The organism is Streptomyces sp. CNZ287 (assembly GCF_007827615.1).
On sequence record NZ_VISV01000013.1, the window covers coordinates 23,841 to 39,205 of the forward strand.

Here is a 15,365-nt window from a genome sequence, read left to right on the forward strand (position 1 = left end):
CAACCAACGGACTGACGGTAGATGCGAAGCAGCGGCGGCAGGAACAGCAGGAAGCCCTCGGGCTCCGACCCCCGGGGGGCGGGCGGCAAGCGCGACGCGCAACAGCGCCGGCAGGGCCGTCCCCGCTCCGAGGAGCGGGGACGGCCCCGCCCGGAGGAGCGGCGGTACGAGAAGTCCGGTGTCCCCCAGGGCGAGCGCCCGGGCGGCCCGGGGAAGGGGGGCCGCGGGCGCGGCGGCGCGCCCGCCAGGCCCGCGCGCTCCCGCGAGTACGACGCGCAGTTGGAGGAGCGGGCCAGGGCCCGGCACACCAAGCCGCAGCGTGCGCTGCCGAAGACGTTCGGCGAGCCCGAGGGCGAGCGGCTGCAGAAGGTGCTGGCGCGGGCCGGCATGGGGTCGCGGCGCGCCTGCGAGGAGCTGATCGACCAGGCGCGGGTCGAGGTCAACGGGCGCATCGTCACCGAGCAGGGGCTGCGCGTCGACCCGGAGAAGGACGAGATCAAGGTCGACGGGCTGACCGTGGCCACGCAGTCGTATCTCTTCTTCGCCCTCAACAAGCCCGTCGGCGTGGTCTCCTCCATGGACGACCCGGAGGGGCGGCAGAACCTCGGCGACTACGTGGACAACCGGGAGACCCGGCTCTTCCACGTCGGCCGCCTGGACACCGAGACCGAGGGCATCATCCTGCTCACCAACCACGGCGAGCTGGCCCACCGCCTCACCCACCCCCGCTACGGCGTGAAGAAGACCTACCTCGCCGCGATCCAGGGCCCGCTCCCGCGCGACCTGGGCAAGCGGCTGAAGAACGGCATCCGGCTCGACGACGGCTACGCCAAGGCGGACGACTTCCGGGTGGTGGAGAACACCGGCAAGAACTACCTCGTCGAGGTGGTGCTGCACGAGGGGCGCAAGCACATCGTGCGGCGGATGCTCGCCGAGTCGGGCTTCCCCGTCGACAAGCTGGTGCGGACCCGCTTCGGCCCGATCGCGCTGGGCGACCAGAAGTCGGGCTGGCTGCGCCGGCTGACCAACACCGAGGTCGGGATGCTGATGAAGGAGGTCGGGCTCTGACGGCCCGGCCCGCCCGGCCCGTACGCCCGTAGCACCGGCCGCCCCGCGCCCCGCGGGGCGGCCGCCGCGTATCCTTGCGCCGTGCGTACCGCCCTCGTCATCGGCACCGGCCTCATCGGCACCTCCGCCGCCCTGGCGCTGTCCCGCAGAGGTGTCACGGTCCATCTCCAGGACGAGGACGCCGACCAGGCCCGTACCGCCGCCTCCCTCGGGGCCGGCACCGACCAGCCGCCCGCAGCGCCCGTGGACCTCGCCGTCGTCGCCGTGCCGCCCGCGCTCACCGGCCGCACGCTCGCCGACGCCCAGCGCCGCGGCGCCGCCCGCGGCTACCTCGACGTCGCCAGCGTCAAAAGCGGCCCCCGCCGCACCCTCGAGGAGCTGGGCGGCGACCTCACCAGCTACATCGGCAGCCACCCCATGGCCGGCAGCGAGCGTTCGGGGCCGCTGGCCGCCTCCGCGGAGCTGTTCGAGGGCCGCCCCTGGGTGCTCAGCCCGGCGGAGAGCACCGACACCGAGGTGCTGAACCTCGCGCTCGAACTGGTCGCGCTCTGCCGCGCCGTGCCCGTGGTGATGGACGCCGACGCCCACGACCGCGCGGTCGCCCTCGTCTCGCACACCCCGCAGCTCGTCTCCAGCATGGTCGCCGCCCGGCTCCGGGACGCCGAGGAGGCCGCGGTCCGGCTCTGCGGGCAGGGCATCAGGGACGTCACGCGCATCGCGGCCTCGGACCCGGCGATGTGGATCGACATCCTCTCCGCCAACCCGGGCCCGGTCGCCGAGGTGCTGGCCGAGGTCGCCGCCGACCTCGACGAGACGGTACGGGCGCTGCGCGCGCTCCAGGCCGCGGACGACGCCAAGCGCCGCACCGGCGCGGCCGGCATCGAGGACGTGCTGCGCCGCGGCAGCGCCGGCCGCGAGCGGGTGCCGGGCAAGCACGGCGCCGCCCCCGCGGACTACGAGACCGTCACCGTGCTCATCGGCGACCGGCCGGGCGAGCTGGCCCGGATCTTCGCCGACGCGGGCGCCGCCGGGGTCAACATCGAGGACGTCCGCATCGAGCACGCCACCGGCCAGCAGGCCGGGCGGGTGCAGCTCATGGTCGAGCCCCCGGCCGCGCACGCGCTCACCGCCGCGCTGCGGGAGCGCGGGTGGCCCTTGAGGCAGTGACCAAGGCCCGTTCAGGTAGCAGTAACCTAGTGCCGCACAAAGTTCGGCTTCACCTCGTCGTCGACCTCAGGAAGGGTGTCGTACGCCCCGTGGACAGCGCTGCCAGGGCCCAGCGGGCCCCCGTGATCGTCGCCATCGACGGCCCCGCCGGTACGGGCAAGTCGAGCACGTCCCGGGCCGTCGCCGCCCGGCTCGGGCTGCGCTACCTCGACACCGGCGCCCAGTACCGGGCCGCCGCCTGGTGGATGCTGACCAACGGGGTGGACGTGGCCGACGCCGCCGCGATCGCCGCCGCCGCGGAGAAGCCGCAGATCGTCTCGGGTACGGACCCGGGGACGCCCACCATCACCGTCGACGGCGCGGACGCCGCGGGCCCGATCCGTACCCAGGAGGTCACCGCCGCGGTGAGCGCCGTCAGCGCGGTCCCGGAGGTGCGGACGCGGATCACCGCGCTGCAGCGGTCGATCGCCGCCGAGTCCGTGAAGAGCGGCGGAATCGTGGTCGAGGGCCGGGACATCGGCACGACGGTGCTGCCGGACGCGGACGTGAAGATCTTCCTCACCGCGTCCGAGGAGGTACGGGCCGCGCGCCGCAGCGGCGAGCTGAAGGGCAGGGAGGCCCGCGACCTGGCCGCCACGCAGGCGTCGCTGGCCCGGCGCGACGCCGCGGACTCCGGCCGCAAGGTCTCCCCGCTCGCCAAGGCGGCGGACGCCACCGAGGTGGACACGACGGAGCTGACCCTGGAGCAGGTCATCCAGTGCGTCGTGACCCTCGTCGAAGAGAAGCAGCAGGGTCGGTGACAGAACCGGCCGGCGCGGTGCCGGAGACACGGGGTGCGCTCGTCGGGCGGCGGATGTCCGCGCCCGTCATGCACGGCTACTTCAAGCCGCGGATACTGGGCGCCTGGCGGATGCCCGCGAGCGGGCCCGTGATCCTGGCCGGGAACCACTCCCACAACGTCGACGGCCCGCTGCTCATGGGCACCTCGCCGCGTCCCGTGCACTTCCTGATCAAGCAGGAGGCGTTCGTCGGGATCGTCGGCTGGTACCTGCGCAACATCGGCCAGGTGGCCATCGACCGCACCACGGTCGACCGGGGTGCGATCACCCGCGCGCTGGGCGTGCTGGACGAGGGCGGGGTGCTCGGGATCTTCCCGGAGGGCAGCAGGGGAGAGGGCGACTTCTCCTCGATCCGCGCGGGTCTCGCGTACTTCGCGGTGCGCTCCGGCGCCCCGGTGGTGCCGGTCGCGGTGCTCGGCACGGCGGAACGGCGCAGCCGCGTGGTCAAGGCGCTGCCGCCGGTCCGCTCCCACGTGGACATCGTCTTCGGCGAGCCCTTCCAGGCCGGGTCCCCGGACGGGCGGCGGACCCGCAAGGCGATGGACGAGGCGACGCTGCGCATCCAGGACCGGCTGACCGCGCACCTGGCCGCCGCCAGGCGCGACACTGGCCGCTAGAGCAGACGTGAAGGCCGCTGCCCGGCCGACCGGGCCGTACGCGGCCGAGAACGCAAGGACGAGGAACGTGATGAGCGAGACCGGCATCTCCCCGGAGGAGGGCCCGGACGGCCCGGCCCACGGCGACGAGCACGGGGAGCTGGGCGACGCCGAGTACGCCGAGTTCATGGAGCTGGCCGCCGAGGAGGGCTTCGACCTCGACGAGGTCGAGGGCGACCTGGCGCGGGCCGGGCACGGCCCGCTGCCCGTGGTGGCCGTCGTGGGCCGGCCGAACGTCGGCAAGTCGACTCTGGTGAACCGCATCATCGGCCGCCGCGAGGCCGTCGTGGAGGACCGTCCCGGCGTCACCCGCGACCGGGTGTCGTACGAGGCCGAGTGGGCGGGCCGGCAGTTCAAGGTGGTCGACACCGGCGGCTGGGAGCAGGACGTCCTCGGCATCCACGCCTCGGTCGCGGCGCAGGCCGAGTACGCGGTGGAGACCGCGGACGCGGTGGTCTTCGTCGTGGACACGCAGACGGGCGCCACGGACACCGACGAGGCCGTCGTGAAGATGCTGCGCCGGGCCGGCAAGCCGGTGGTGCTCTGCGCCAACAAGGTCGACGGGCAGTCGGGCGAGTCGGAGGCGGCGTACCTGTGGTCGCTCGGCCTCGGCGAGCCCCACCCGGTCTCCGCGCTGCACGGCCGCGGCACCGGCGACATGCTCGACGCGGTGCTCGACGTGCTGCCGGACGCGCCCGCGCAGTCGTTCGCCGGCGGGCTCGGCGGCCCGCGCCGGGTGGCGCTCATCGGGCGGCCGAACGTCGGCAAGTCGTCGATGCTCAACAAGCTCGCCAAGGAGGACCGCGTCGTCGTGGACGACGTCGCGGGCACCACCCGGGACCCGGTGGACGAGCTGATCGAGCTGGGCGGGAAGACCTGGCGCTTCGTCGACACCGCGGGCATCCGGCGGCGCGTCCACCTCCAGGAGGGCGCCGACTACTACGCCTCGCTGCGCACCGCCGCCGCGCTGGAGAAGGCGGAGGTCGCGGTCGTGCTCGTGGACGCGGGCGAGACGCTGACCGTGCAGGACACCCGGATCATCTCCATGGCCGTCGAGGCCGGGCGGGCGCTGGTCATCGCGTACAACAAGTGGGACCTGCTGGACGAGGAGCGCCGCTTCTACCTGGAGCGCGAGATCGAGCGCGACCTGGTGCAGGTGCAGTGGGCGCCGCGGGTCAACGTCTCGGCCCGTACCGGACGGCACATGGAGAAGCTCGTGCCGGGGCTGGAGACGGCGCTGGCGGGCTGGGAGACGCGGGTGCCGACGGGCCGGCTCAACGCCTTCCTCGGCGAGCTGGTGGCCGGGCAGCCGCATCCGGTGCGCGGCGGCAAGCAGCCGCGGATCCTCTTCGGCACCCAGGCGGGCACCCGGCCGCCGCGGTTCGTGCTCTTCGCGTCGGGGTTCATCGAGGCGAACTACCGGCGCTTCATCGAGCGGCGGTTGCGCGAGGAGTTCGGCTTCGAGGGCAGCCCGATCCGGATCTCGGTACGGGTGCGGGAGAAGCGGGGCCGCAAGAAGTAGCGGCCCCGGCTCCCGTGGGCTGCGGGTGCCGCGTACCCGCACGGCGGCGTACGCGGCACGGGACGGTGGGGCGGCGGCCCGGGCCTGCCGACCGGCCGTCGAGGCTAGTCGTCCGCCGCGCGGTGGCGGTGCACGTGGACGTGCGGTCGCAGGCGCCCGGTGGACGGCAGTGACGGGCGGGAGTTCATGATCGCGTCGAAGCGGAGCTGCTCTTCGCCGGAGCGGTCCCCGGGCAGCGCCCGGAAGAGCCGGCGGTACTCGGCGAAGAGGGCGTCGTAGATCGGCGTCCCCGACGGGCGGGCGGCCGCGTGGGGCTCGTGGGCGGGGCGCATGCCGGGAATCGCGTGGTATCGGTGCACACTTTGTGCAACGAAGGCGCGGTACGGAGGGATGCGGGTACGCGTTGCTCCGATCAGGTACCGATGCTCCGTTCGGGTTTGGGGATCAGGTCCCGGTGAGGGGCATCGCCGCGCCGACGAGCAGCCCGCGCGCGGCGGCCTGCGCCAGCGCCTCGCCGAGCAGGTCCTCCCGCGGCTGCCGCCCGATCGCCCCGGCGGGCGCGGCATACACCAGCACTTCCTGCTCCTTCGCCGCGGCGGCCCGCCAGCCGTCCGAGACGTGCAGCGGCTGGTGCGCCTGCCACCAGGCGGTCGGCGGCTGACCCGCGGTGCCGGGCTGCATCACGGCGTGCAGGTGGCCGGTGACGAGCAGCACGGACCAGCCGGTCACCGGCGCCGGGGGCTTGACCATGTCCATCACGGGCAGGAAGCCGCTCTCGATGAGCAGCGGCAGGAAGTCGTCCCCCGGGCCCTCTGAGCCGGGCCGGACGACGGGCGCGGTGGGCTCGACGACCAGCGCGGGGCGGGCGTCGTCGCCGCACATCACCAGCCCGCAGGTGACGCCGAGGACGGCCTGCGCCTCGGCGTGGTCGCCGCCGGACGCCGCCGGGGCGGCGGGTGCCCCGGGTGCCGCCGGAGGCGCGACCGCGGCGAGGGAGGCGGCGGGGGCGTCCGCGGGGACGGGGACCGGGGGAGCGGGGGAGACCGCGGGCGCGAGGGCGGCGGGGGCGTGCGCCTCCACGGGCGCGGGCGCGGGGGCGTGTGCCGGCGCCGGGCCTTCGTCCGCGGTGATCGAGCGTACGGCGCCCTGCAGTTGGTCCTCGGAGACCGGGACGACCTGCGAGGGGATGCAGGTGGCGTGGGCGAAGGCGAGCACCGCCGTCTCCTCGCCCACGAAGAGCACGGTGCTCGTCTGCTCCTGCGCGCAGTCGCCGGGGGCGCGGCAGGAGGTGCAGTCGTACGTGCCGGGGGCGGACTCGCCGGCGACGAGCCGGTCCGCCTCCTCGTCGCCGATCTCGGCGCGTACGGCGTCGCTCACTTCGAGCATGCGGGGCACGAGTCGCTCCTCGTCGTCGTGGTGCGTGTTCATCTGGGCACAACGGACGACCTGTGTGCGGAGTCACGCCCCGGGCGGCGATTGCCGGAACGGGATCTACGGACCGTAGGGAGACGACCGGAAATTCTCACTGTGAGTCAACTGATCTGCGAATCACGCGGATTGGTGCCGTGAGGCGAGCCACAGTGCGACCGAAGATTTACCAGACAAAGCCGGATTTGACCGGCGCGGCGACCTGTCCGGTATTGATCGATACTCGCGGTAACCGGCAACTGGCCTCGAATGACGGGGTCTTGGTTGATTACGCCCGACAAGCGTGCCTAGATTCGGCCGCCGCGTGCACCGAGCACCGCCCGGGCAGGGGACCCGGGTCCACCGAGAGGAACGAATGCCTTTCCCGAAGGGCGACATGCGCGCCACCCGCAGTGACCGTACGACCAGTGAGGCAGGCACCACCATCAGCGCCAGCAGGACACGCAGCACACGCGGCACCCGCCGGAACGCCGCCGTCGTCACCGGAGCCGCCGCGCTCCTCACCCCCCTCGCCCTCCTCGCCGCCGCCGCGCCCGCGGGCGCCGCGGACAGCGGGGTGTGGGACCGTATCGCGCAGTGCGAGAGCGGCGGCGACTGGGCGATCAACACCGGCAACGGGTACTACGGCGGGCTGCAGTTCGCCGCCTCCACCTGGGAGGCGTACGGCGGCACCGCCTACGCGGCCACCGCGGACGGGGCCAGCCGGGAGCAGCAGATCGCCGTCGCCACCAAGGTGCAGGCCGCGCAGGGCTGGGGCGCCTGGCCGCACTGCTCCGTCCAGGCCGGCGCGTCGGGCGGGGCACCCGCGGTCGCGGAGCCGGAGCAGCAGGAGCAGCCCCGCCCGCAGCCGCGCGCCGAGCAGCGGGCGGACCGCGGCGGGGAGCAGCGGCAGCCGGTGAAGCGCGGCGACGGCAACTACACCGTCAGGCCCGGCGACACGCTCAGCCGCATCGCCGCCGCGCACGGCACGCCGTGGCGCGAGGTCTACGAGGCCAACCGCGACGTCATCGGCGCCGACCCGGACGTCATCCTGCCGGGCCAGCGGCTGCACGTCTGACGGATCCCTCAGCGGGCCGCCGTGTGCCACGGCGCCCCGGCTTCGGCGGGCTCGCCGCTGAACACCACGTTGCCGCGACGGAGTTCGTGCACCACCGTCGCCGCGGCCGCAAGGCCGGGCGGCAGGCTCTGCTCCGCGACGACGACGGTGGCGGCGAGCCCGCCGAGCAGTTCGTGCGTACGGGCTGCCACCGCGGCCGACATCCCCTGGCCCGGCTCGTCGAGCAGGACGAGCCGGGCGGGGGACAGCAGCGCGCGGGCGACGGCCAGCATCCGCTGCTCGCCGCCCGAGAGGGTGCCGGCGCGGCGCGGCAGCAGGCGCGCCAGCTCCGGGTACGCGGCGAGCGCGGGCCCGGTGTCCCCGCCGGGGACGGCGAGCCGCAGGTTCTCCGCGACGGTCAGCGAGCCGAAGACGGCGCGTACCTCGGGGGTCAGCGACAGGCCGCGGCGGGCGCGGGCGTACGCGGGCATCCGCGTGACGTCCTCGCCGCGCCACACCACGCGGCCCGCGGCCAGCGGCACCGTACCGGCGAGGGCGCGCAGCGCGGTCGTCCGGCCGGAGCCGTTGCGGCCGAGCAGGACGGTGAGCCGGCCGGCGGGCACGGGGAGGTCGATGCCGTGCAGGGCCTCCAGCGGGCCGTAGCGGACGCGGGCGCGGTGGAGGGCGATCTCGACGGTCACGGGGCCTCCGCGGGTGCGTCCCGGCCGGGGACCGGTCCTGCGCCGGCGGCCGCGAGCACGCCGGCGGCGGTGCCGGAGGCGACGATGCGTCCTGCGGCCATCGCGTAGACGGTGTCGGCGAGTTCGCCGACGAGGCCGAGGTCGTGCTCGACGACGAGCAGGGCCATGCCGTCGGCGGCGAGCGCGCGCAGGAGGCGGACGAGCGCGGCGGTCTCGCCGAGGTCGAGTCCCGCTGCGGGCTCGTCGAGGAGCAGCACGCGGGGACCGCCGGCGAGGGCGCGGCCGAGTTCCACGCGGCGCAGGGTGCCGGTGGGCAGATCCGTGGCGGGCATGTCGCGCAGCGGCCCGTCGAGGCCGAGGAGCCGCAGCACGCGGTCGGCGGCGGCGGGGTCGCGGACAGGGCCCTGCTCGGCGCCGACGGCGACGTTCTCGGCGACGGTGAGGGAGGAGAAGACGGCGGGCTGCTGAAAGGTCCGCGCAAGACCGAGCCGCGACCGCACGTGCGCGCTGCGCCGCGTCACGTCCCGCCCCTGCAGCACCACCCGTCCGGCCCGCGGCCGCAGCGTCCCGGCCAGGGTGTGGAAGAGGGTGGACTTCCCGGCCCCGTTGGGCCCGACGAGCGCGGTGACCCGCCCGGCCTCGACCCGCAGATCGACCCCGGAGAGCACGGTGAAGTCCCCGTACGAAACGGAGACCCCCCGGGCGGCGAGCACGTCTTCGCCCGCGGCGGGCGCACCGGACACGACGGCGGGGTGGCGGCCGGGCGGGGGACGGCCGTGCTGCCTGCGACGGCGCAGGGTGAGGCTCCGGTTCCCTGGGCCGGGCGGCTCGCGGCCGGCGGTGGACTGGCGCAGAGGGTGCGGTGATTGCGGGGCTTCGCTCCTACGGGGCCGGGGTACGTCTGCACGGCCGGGGGCCGGCTCTGCCTGCGTAGGCGCTTCGCCTGCGGCGGGCCCGGGTGGGATCCGCTCGCCCGGGGTCCGGGCCTGTCCCGCCGACCCCGGGCGCTCCGCGCCGGCACCGGCCGTTCCGCGCGCCGGAGGCGCTGGGGCTGCGGGTGCGTCCGCGGCTCGTGGCGGGCGTGACCCGGAGTTCGTCCTGCCGCCTGTACGTGCCCGTGGTGGTCCGGCAGAGACAGGGTCCGCCGGTGCCGTGCCCGCGAATCCCGCCGGAGGCGGTGCCGCGCCGGACAGGCTCGTGCGTACGCGCAACCCCAGCGGGGTCAGCCGCGGGGGCCGTAGCCGGCGGACCGCCGCCGTGCGGAGGGCCTCGAAGAGGCCGCCGGGGAAGCGGCCCAGGAGGACCGCCAGGATGCCGATCACCGCCGCCGCCATGCCCCCGCGGGTGCCCGCGTCCAGGCCGACCAGCAGGGCCGAGGCCAGGAGCGCGCCCAGCATGCTGTCCGCGCCCAGCACGACCACCGCCGCGAACCACAGCAGGCCCCGCACGGGGTCGAAGGCGTTGGGGTCGAAGGCGCGGGCGCCCATGGCCAGCATGCCGCCGCCCAGGGCGGCCAGCGCCGCGCCCGCCGCGAAGGCGGTGACCTTCAGCGCCGGCACTGCGACGCCCGCCGCCGCGGCGCCGGACTCGTGGTCCCGTATCGCCGCCAGCGCGCGGCCCCGGCGGCCGCGGCGCAGGGCCCCGGCCGCCGCCACCGCGGCGGCGAGCAGCAGGAGTTCGAGCACGTAGTACGCCCGGTCCCCGGTGAAGCCCGCGGGGCGGCCCAGGGTCAGACCCGACGTCGCGTACGGCTGCGCGAAGACGAAGCGGCTCACCGCCACCCCCACCGCCAGCGTGACCAGCGCCAGCGCCAGGCCCCGCCGCCGGATCGCCGGGTACCCGGTGAGCAGCCCCACCGGCGCCACCAGCAGCACCGCGACGCCGAGCGCCACCAGCTCCGGCAGTGCGGGCAGCCCCGGGAACCGCCCCGCCGCCAGCAGCGCCGTGAACAGCGCCCCCAGCCCCGCGTACGCCGCCTGGCCCAGCGAGACCTGGCCCCCCCGCCCCGTGACGACCACCAGCGACAGCAGCACCACTGCCAGCGCCGGCACCTGGACCGACGTGGTGAGGTCCGGGCCCGCGAAGCCCAGCGGCAGCAGGAACAGCACCCCGGCGACCAGCCACGTCCGCCCGTCGCCCGCCGAGTCCAGGGTGTCGGCCGGCACCCGCAGAAAGCCGTCGCCCGAACCGGCCCGGAGCCGCGGCAGCGCCAGCGCCGCGACGAGCAGCAGCACCGCGAAGAGGTTCGCGCCCAGCGCCTGCACCAACTGCTCGCCCCAGCCCGGCGGATGGAGCCGGGTCAGTTGCGCCTGCGCCACGCCGACCGCCAGCGCCACCGCCACGACCGCCGGCAGGCTCCGCAGCCCGGCCGCCACCGCGACCCCGATGACGGCCATCACCAGCAGCGGCAGTCCGTACGGGTCCAGCCGGTACTCCGGCGCCAGCAGCACGCCCGTGACGCCCGCGGTGAACGTGCCGAACGCCCAGCCGGCGTCCGCGACCCGGTCGGCGTCGATGCCGCTGAGCGCGGCGAGCCGCCGGTTGTCGACCACCGCGCGCAGCTCCCGCCCGAACCGGGTCCACCGGGTGACCGCCGCGACCGCGCTCGCCAGTACCACCGCCGTACCGAGCTGCACCCACGGGTCGGACGGCAGCAGTTCGGGCGCGTCGGTGCGCGCACCCGTACCCCACAGCAGCCCCGCCGCGCCCATCAGCAGCACGAACACCCCGAGCGATGCCACCAGCGCCTGCGCGCCGCCCGCGCCCGCCGCGCCCGACTGCAGCACCGACAGCGGCCGGAAGACGAACCGCCCCATGAGCAGCCCGATGCCGGGCGCGACGACGAGCAGGCTGACGGCCGCCGCCGCCCACAGCGGCCAGTTCCAGCCGACGGCGAGCTGGCGCATGACGTACGCGGTGACCATCGCGACCGCGCCGTGCGCCAGGTTGAGCACGCCGGTGGCGCGGTACGTGACGACGACGCCGATGCCCGAGAGGGCCGCGGCGCTGCCCACCGCGAGCCCGGCGAGCGTCAGTTCGTACGTGAGCGACACCTCACGCCTCCGGCGCGGCGGCGCCCCCGGGGCGGGGCTCGCAGACAGGGCACGGTGTCCGCGCCCGTTCCTCACCCGCGGCTTCCGCCGGATCCGCGACCGGTACGGCGCCGGTCTTGCCGTCGACGAGGGGGCAGCCTGGCCGGTGGTAGAGCGTCCCGCCGGGCACCGCCAGATACGGGCCCGCCGCGCCCGGCTCCGCGAGAGCCGGCGCGGGACCTGCGGAGGCGCCCGCGTCGTCCCCGTCCGCCGCCACCAGGAGCCCGTACAACTCCTCGACCCGCGCCGCCGCGAGCCCCTGGTCGCCGCGCGACAGCAGCACCGCCCCGGCGACGATCAGCGCCGCCCCCGGGATCGTGCACGACGCCAGATACGGGATCTGCCGCTCGGCGAACCGCTCTCCCGACACCCCGTACCAGCCGGCGGCGCACAGCACGGCCCCGGCGGCGAGCGCGGCCCAACTGCCCCACTGCAGGGCCATGGCCTTCAGCGAGTGCCCGCGCGCCGGGCCGGTTTGCCGCATTCTGCCCCCTGTGCATCGCCGCCGCTTGGGATGCACTATGCCGTGTGTGGTTCTACTCCGCAGTAGAGCCGACCGAACGGCGGGACACTCGACGCATGACGACGTTCAGGGGTGAGGACGGATGACCCGAGGAGCACGCACGCGCAGCGCCGCGTGGCTGGCCGCGGCGGTACTGCTCACGGGGCTGGGCGCGGCCGGCTGCGGGGACGACGGCGGTGGCGCCGGCACACCGGACAAGACGCCGAGCGCGCAGGAGCCGGAGAGCAGCCCGGCGGCGGAGGCGGGCGAGGACGCGGACGACGGCGCGGGCGGCGCGGAACCGGCCGATCCGGCGGCGGCGGAGAAGGAGATCGAGGAGAACTGGACGACGTTCTTCTCGCCGGACTCCGACGCCGACGCGAAGCTGGCGGTGCTGGAGGACGGCGAGGCGATGCGGCCGCTGATGACGGCGTTCTCCGACGACAAGCGGTGGAAGCAGGTCGGCGCCGAGGTCACGGGGGTGGAGTTCGACTCCGCGGAGGAGGCGGAGGTGACGTACGACATCGCGCTCAAGGGCGAGACGGTCGTGCCAGGCGCCACGGGCATCTCGGTGCTCCAGGACGGCTCGTGGAAGGTGTCGAAGCGGGCCATCTGCACCCTGGTCGAGATGAGCGGATCGCCGGGCCCCGGATGCTGAGCTGAGGAGGCCCGGGGTGAGGAGGCCGGGGGGTGCCGCGCTGGCGGCGGCCGCGCTGGTGCTGCTGGCCGCGGCGTGCGGCAGCAGGGTACCCGAGAGCGAGTTCACCCGGCGGTCCGCGGAGCGGGGCGGCGGCGCCGCGTCGTCGGGCGAGGCGCGCGGGGAGCCGGTGAGGGTCGGCGTCATCGCCAGCGAGACGAGCCCGGTGGGCGACGCGTTCAGCGGGCCGCAGGACGGTGCGCTGGCGTACTTCGAGGCGCTGAACGCGCGCGGGGGCGTGGGCGGCCGGCCCGTCGAGGTCGTCACCTGCGACGACGGCGGCAGCAGCCTGGGCAACAGCGACTGCGTACGCGAGCTGGTGCTGAAGGAGAAGGTGTTCGCGCTCGTCGCCACCACCTCGCTGAACTACGCTGGCGCCCCGCAGGTCAGCGACGCCGGCGTGCCGGACATCGGCGGCCAGCCGATCGGCGCCGCGTACGAGACGTATCCGCACCTGTACGGCATCTACGGCAGCCGCGCCCCGCGCACCGGCGGCAAGCCCGGCTGGGGCGGCGACCTGTACGGCGGCACCGAGGTCTACCGCTACTTCAAGCGGGAGCACGGCGCCCGCACCGCGGCGGTCGTCTCGTACAACCAGGCGGCCTCGGCCGCGTACGCCCGCAGCGTGACCAGCGGTCTGGAGGCCGAGGGCTACGACGTCGTCACCGAGCAGGTCGACTTCTCGCTGCCGAACTTCGACGCGGTCGCCGCCGACCTGCGCGCCCGCGGTGTCGACCTCGTCTTCGACGCCGTCGACACCGGCGGCAACGCCAAGCTGTGCCGGGCGCTCGACGAGGCCGGCGTGGAGCTGACCGCGAAGGTCACCAACGTGCAGAACTGGAACTCAAGCGTCCGGGAGGACTACGCGGACGCCGAGCGCTGCCGCAACTCCCTCTGGGTCACCGGCTCCAGCCGCAACTACGAGGACACGGAAGAACCGGCGGTCAAGGCGTTCCGCGACGGCATGGACCGCTACGCCGGCACCGACGCCCGCTCGCAGTGGCAACTGGAGGGCTGGGCCGCCGCGATGTGGTTCGCGGACGCGGCGAAGTCGTGCGGCGAGGATCTGACGCGCGCGTGCGTCGAGGACTTCATGAACCGCGCCGAGCCCTACGACGCCGGCGGGCTGCTGCTGCCCGCCCGCTTCGAGCAGGTGCCGGAGCCGCCGAAGACCCGGCCCACGTGCGTGTCGGCGGCCCGCTGGCAGGACGACGCGGACGGCGGCGACGGCGGGTGGGTCACCCAGGGCGAGATGACGGAGAACTGCTTCACGGTGCCGCAGCTCCCGTACCGGCCCTGACCGGCCGCACCACCCGCCCATACCGGCTCTGACCTGCCGTGATGCCGGTTGGCCGCGGCTGTGCGACGCTTTTCAGGGGACTGCCCGCACCCGTCCCGAGGTACACCATGCGGATCTCCTTTCTGATCAGCAACGCGTACGCCGTCGGGGGCACCGTGCGCACCACCTTCACCCTCGCCCGCGCGCTCGCCGAGCAGCACGACGTGGAGATCGTCTCGGTCTTCCGCCACAAGGATGAGCCGGTCTTCGACGCCGGGCCGCACGTGCCCGTACGCGCCCTCGTCGACGAGCGCCCCGACAGCCCTTGCTACGCAGGCGGGCATCCCGACTACGCCCGCTCCGCGCGCCACTACCCGCGCGCGGACGGCCGCTACCACCAGTACAGCGCGCTCACCGACCGGCTGCTGGCCGGGCATCTGCGGCACCTCGACGCCGACGCGGTCATCGGCACCCGCCCCGGGCTCAACGTCGTCGTCGCCCGCCACACCCGCCGCGGGGTGCTGCGCGTCGGCCAGGAGCACCTGACGTTCACCACCCACCCCCGGGAGCTGCGGGTGGCACTGAGCGCCGCGTACCCGCGGCTGCACGCCGTCGTCACCATGACGGAGGCCGATGCCCGCGCGTACCGCGAGCACCTGCGGCTCCCGGGCGTGGTGGTGACCGCCATCCCCAACGGCGTCCCGGCGCCGGCGGTGGCGCCGTCCGACAACACCGCCCGGTGCGTCATGGCCGCCGGCCGGCTGGCGCCCCTCAAGCACTTCAACCACCTCGTCAAGGCGTTCGCCCGGGTCGTCAGGGCGCGCCCCGACTGGCAGTTGCGCATCTACGGCGACGGCCCCCGCCACGACGCGCTGCGCGCCCAGATCGACCGGCTCGGCCTCTACAACCACGTCCTCCTCATGGGCACCGTGCACCCGCTGGAGCCGGAGTGGCCGAAGAGTTCGATCGCCGCGCACACCTCGACGCTGGAGTCGTTCGGGCTGACCATCGCCGAGGCCATGCGCGGCGGCCTGCCGGTCGTCGCGGCGGACTGCCCGCTCGGCCCGCGGGAGATCATCGAGGACGGCGAGGACGGCCTGCTCGTGCCGCCGGGCGAGCCGGCGGCCGTCGCCCGCGGGCTGCTGCGGCTCATCGGCGACGAGGACCTGCGCCAGGAGATGGGCACCGCGGCGCTGGCGAACGCCGCGCGCTTCGACCCGGCGCGCGCCGCCGAGCGCTACGACGGCCTCTTCGCCCGCCTGCACGTCCACCGCCCGACGCTGCCGCTGACCGGCACGGTGCTCGGCGGTCTGTACGCCCGCCGCACCCGGGAGGAGGCGGTGGCCGCCTGAGGGCCGCCCGCCGGAGCCCGTCCGCC

At 75.2% G+C, this 15,365-nt stretch carries 14 protein-coding genes; 9 read left to right on the plus strand and 5 right to left on the minus strand.

All coding sequences use genetic code 11. The features are described from left to right. Positions 1 to 21: 21 nt before the first annotated feature. The 5 genes from FB457_RS22450 (at position 22) to der (ending at position 5,252) form a co-directional block, all read left to right on the plus strand. Positions 22 to 1,068: a pseudouridine synthase gene (locus tag FB457_RS22450; RefSeq protein ID WP_047014999.1), complete on the plus strand. Its 1,047-nt coding sequence runs from the start codon at positions 22 to 24 to the stop codon at positions 1,066 to 1,068. An 81-nt stretch (positions 1,069 to 1,149) separates the two neighbouring features. Beyond that, positions 1,150 to 2,235: a prephenate dehydrogenase gene (locus FB457_RS22455; protein WP_047014998.1), complete on the plus strand. Its 1,086-nt coding sequence runs from the start codon at positions 1,150 to 1,152 to the stop codon at positions 2,233 to 2,235. Positions 2,236 to 2,324: 89 nt separating this feature from the next. Then, entirely contained in the window at positions 2,325 to 3,035 is a 711-nt protein-coding gene (gene cmk, locus FB457_RS22460) for a (d)CMP kinase (protein WP_047014997.1), read from the plus strand. Positions 3,036 to 3,088: 53 nt separating this feature from the next. Then, a complete protein-coding gene (locus FB457_RS22465; RefSeq protein WP_047019788.1) occupies positions 3,089 to 3,691 on the plus strand; it encodes a lysophospholipid acyltransferase family protein in 603 nt (200 codons plus the stop codon). A 70-nt stretch (positions 3,692 to 3,761) separates the two neighbouring features. Then, on the plus strand, positions 3,762 to 5,252 hold the full coding sequence (gene der / locus FB457_RS22470; protein ID WP_047014996.1) for a ribosome biogenesis GTPase Der: 1,491 nt from the start codon (positions 3,762 to 3,764) through the stop codon (positions 5,250 to 5,252). A 104-nt stretch (positions 5,253 to 5,356) separates the two neighbouring features. Here the strand turns inward: der and FB457_RS22475 are convergent, their stop codons facing one another. Next, positions 5,357 to 5,584, minus strand: a complete 228-nt coding sequence (locus FB457_RS22475; protein ID WP_047014994.1) for a hypothetical protein — start codon at positions 5,582 to 5,584, stop codon at positions 5,357 to 5,359. Between the two features lie 112 nt (positions 5,585 to 5,696). Beyond that, positions 5,697 to 6,680, minus strand: a complete 984-nt coding sequence (locus FB457_RS22480) for a hypothetical protein (RefSeq protein WP_145783001.1) — start codon at positions 6,678 to 6,680, stop codon at positions 5,697 to 5,699. A 355-nt stretch (positions 6,681 to 7,035) separates the two neighbouring features. On the opposite strand from FB457_RS22480, the gene FB457_RS22485 reads away from it, so the two are divergent. Continuing rightward, positions 7,036 to 7,737: a LysM peptidoglycan-binding domain-containing protein gene (locus tag FB457_RS22485; protein WP_047014993.1), complete on the plus strand. Its 702-nt coding sequence runs from the start codon at positions 7,036 to 7,038 to the stop codon at positions 7,735 to 7,737. An 8-nt stretch (positions 7,738 to 7,745) separates the two neighbouring features. Here FB457_RS22485 and FB457_RS22490 read toward each other — a convergent pair whose 3' ends face one another. The 3 genes from FB457_RS22490 to FB457_RS22500 are packed head-to-tail and all read right to left on the minus strand — an operon-like array spanning position 7,746 to position 11,906. Further along, complete coding sequence (locus tag FB457_RS22490) at positions 7,746 to 8,417, minus strand: ATP-binding cassette domain-containing protein (protein WP_145783003.1); 672 nt, start codon at positions 8,415 to 8,417, stop codon at positions 7,746 to 7,748. Next, positions 8,414 to 11,470 (minus strand): ABC transporter permease subunit, encoded by a 3,057-nt coding sequence (locus tag FB457_RS22495; RefSeq protein ID WP_145783004.1) that lies wholly within the window; start codon positions 11,468 to 11,470, stop codon positions 8,414 to 8,416. The genes FB457_RS22490 and FB457_RS22495 overlap by 4 nt, the downstream gene beginning before the upstream one ends. Position 11,471: 1 nt before the next feature. Further along, on the minus strand, positions 11,472 to 11,906 hold the full coding sequence (locus tag FB457_RS22500) for a hypothetical protein (protein ID WP_145783122.1): 435 nt from the start codon (positions 11,904 to 11,906) through the stop codon (positions 11,472 to 11,474). Positions 11,907 to 12,114: 208 nt separating this feature from the next. On the opposite strand from FB457_RS22500, the gene FB457_RS22505 reads away from it, so the two are divergent. From FB457_RS22505 to FB457_RS22515, 3 genes are all read left to right on the plus strand, one after another. Further along, entirely contained in the window at positions 12,115 to 12,669 is a 555-nt protein-coding gene (locus FB457_RS22505) for an MTB12 C-terminal domain-containing protein (protein ID WP_047014989.1), read from the plus strand. 16 nt (positions 12,670 to 12,685) lie between these two features. Beyond that, entirely contained in the window at positions 12,686 to 14,008 is a 1,323-nt protein-coding gene (locus tag FB457_RS22510) for an ABC transporter substrate-binding protein (protein WP_047014988.1), read from the plus strand. A 107-nt stretch (positions 14,009 to 14,115) separates the two neighbouring features. Further along, positions 14,116 to 15,339 carry a glycosyltransferase family 4 protein gene (locus tag FB457_RS22515; RefSeq protein ID WP_047014987.1) on the plus strand — a complete coding sequence of 408 codons (1,224 nt, stop codon included), beginning with the start codon at positions 14,116 to 14,118 and terminating at the stop codon, positions 15,337 to 15,339. Positions 15,340 to 15,365 lie beyond the last annotated feature (26 nt).

What these genes read in the sequence shown, in the direction of transcription:
- FB457_RS22450 (WP_047014999.1), top strand. Translation starts at nt 22, where the DNA reads ATGCGAAGCAGCGGCGGCAGGAACAGCAGGAAGCCCTCGGGCTCCGAC.
- FB457_RS22465 (WP_047019788.1), top strand. Translation starts at nt 3,089, where the DNA reads ATGTCCGCGCCCGTCATGCACGGCTACTTCAAGCCGCGGATACTGGGC.
- der (WP_047014996.1), top strand. Translation starts at nt 3,762, where the DNA reads ATGAGCGAGACCGGCATCTCCCCGGAGGAGGGCCCGGACGGCCCGGCC.
- FB457_RS22475 (WP_047014994.1), bottom strand. Translation starts at nt 5,584, where the DNA reads ATGCGCCCCGCCCACGAGCCCCACGCGGCCGCCCGCCCGTCGGGGACG.
- FB457_RS22480 (WP_145783001.1), bottom strand. Translation starts at nt 6,680, where the DNA reads ATGAACACGCACCACGACGACGAGGAGCGACTCGTGCCCCGCATGCTC.
- FB457_RS22485 (WP_047014993.1), top strand. Translation starts at nt 7,036, where the DNA reads ATGCCTTTCCCGAAGGGCGACATGCGCGCCACCCGCAGTGACCGTACG.
- FB457_RS22505 (WP_047014989.1), top strand. Translation starts at nt 12,115, where the DNA reads ATGACCCGAGGAGCACGCACGCGCAGCGCCGCGTGGCTGGCCGCGGCG.
- FB457_RS22515 (WP_047014987.1), top strand. Translation starts at nt 14,116, where the DNA reads ATGCGGATCTCCTTTCTGATCAGCAACGCGTACGCCGTCGGGGGCACC.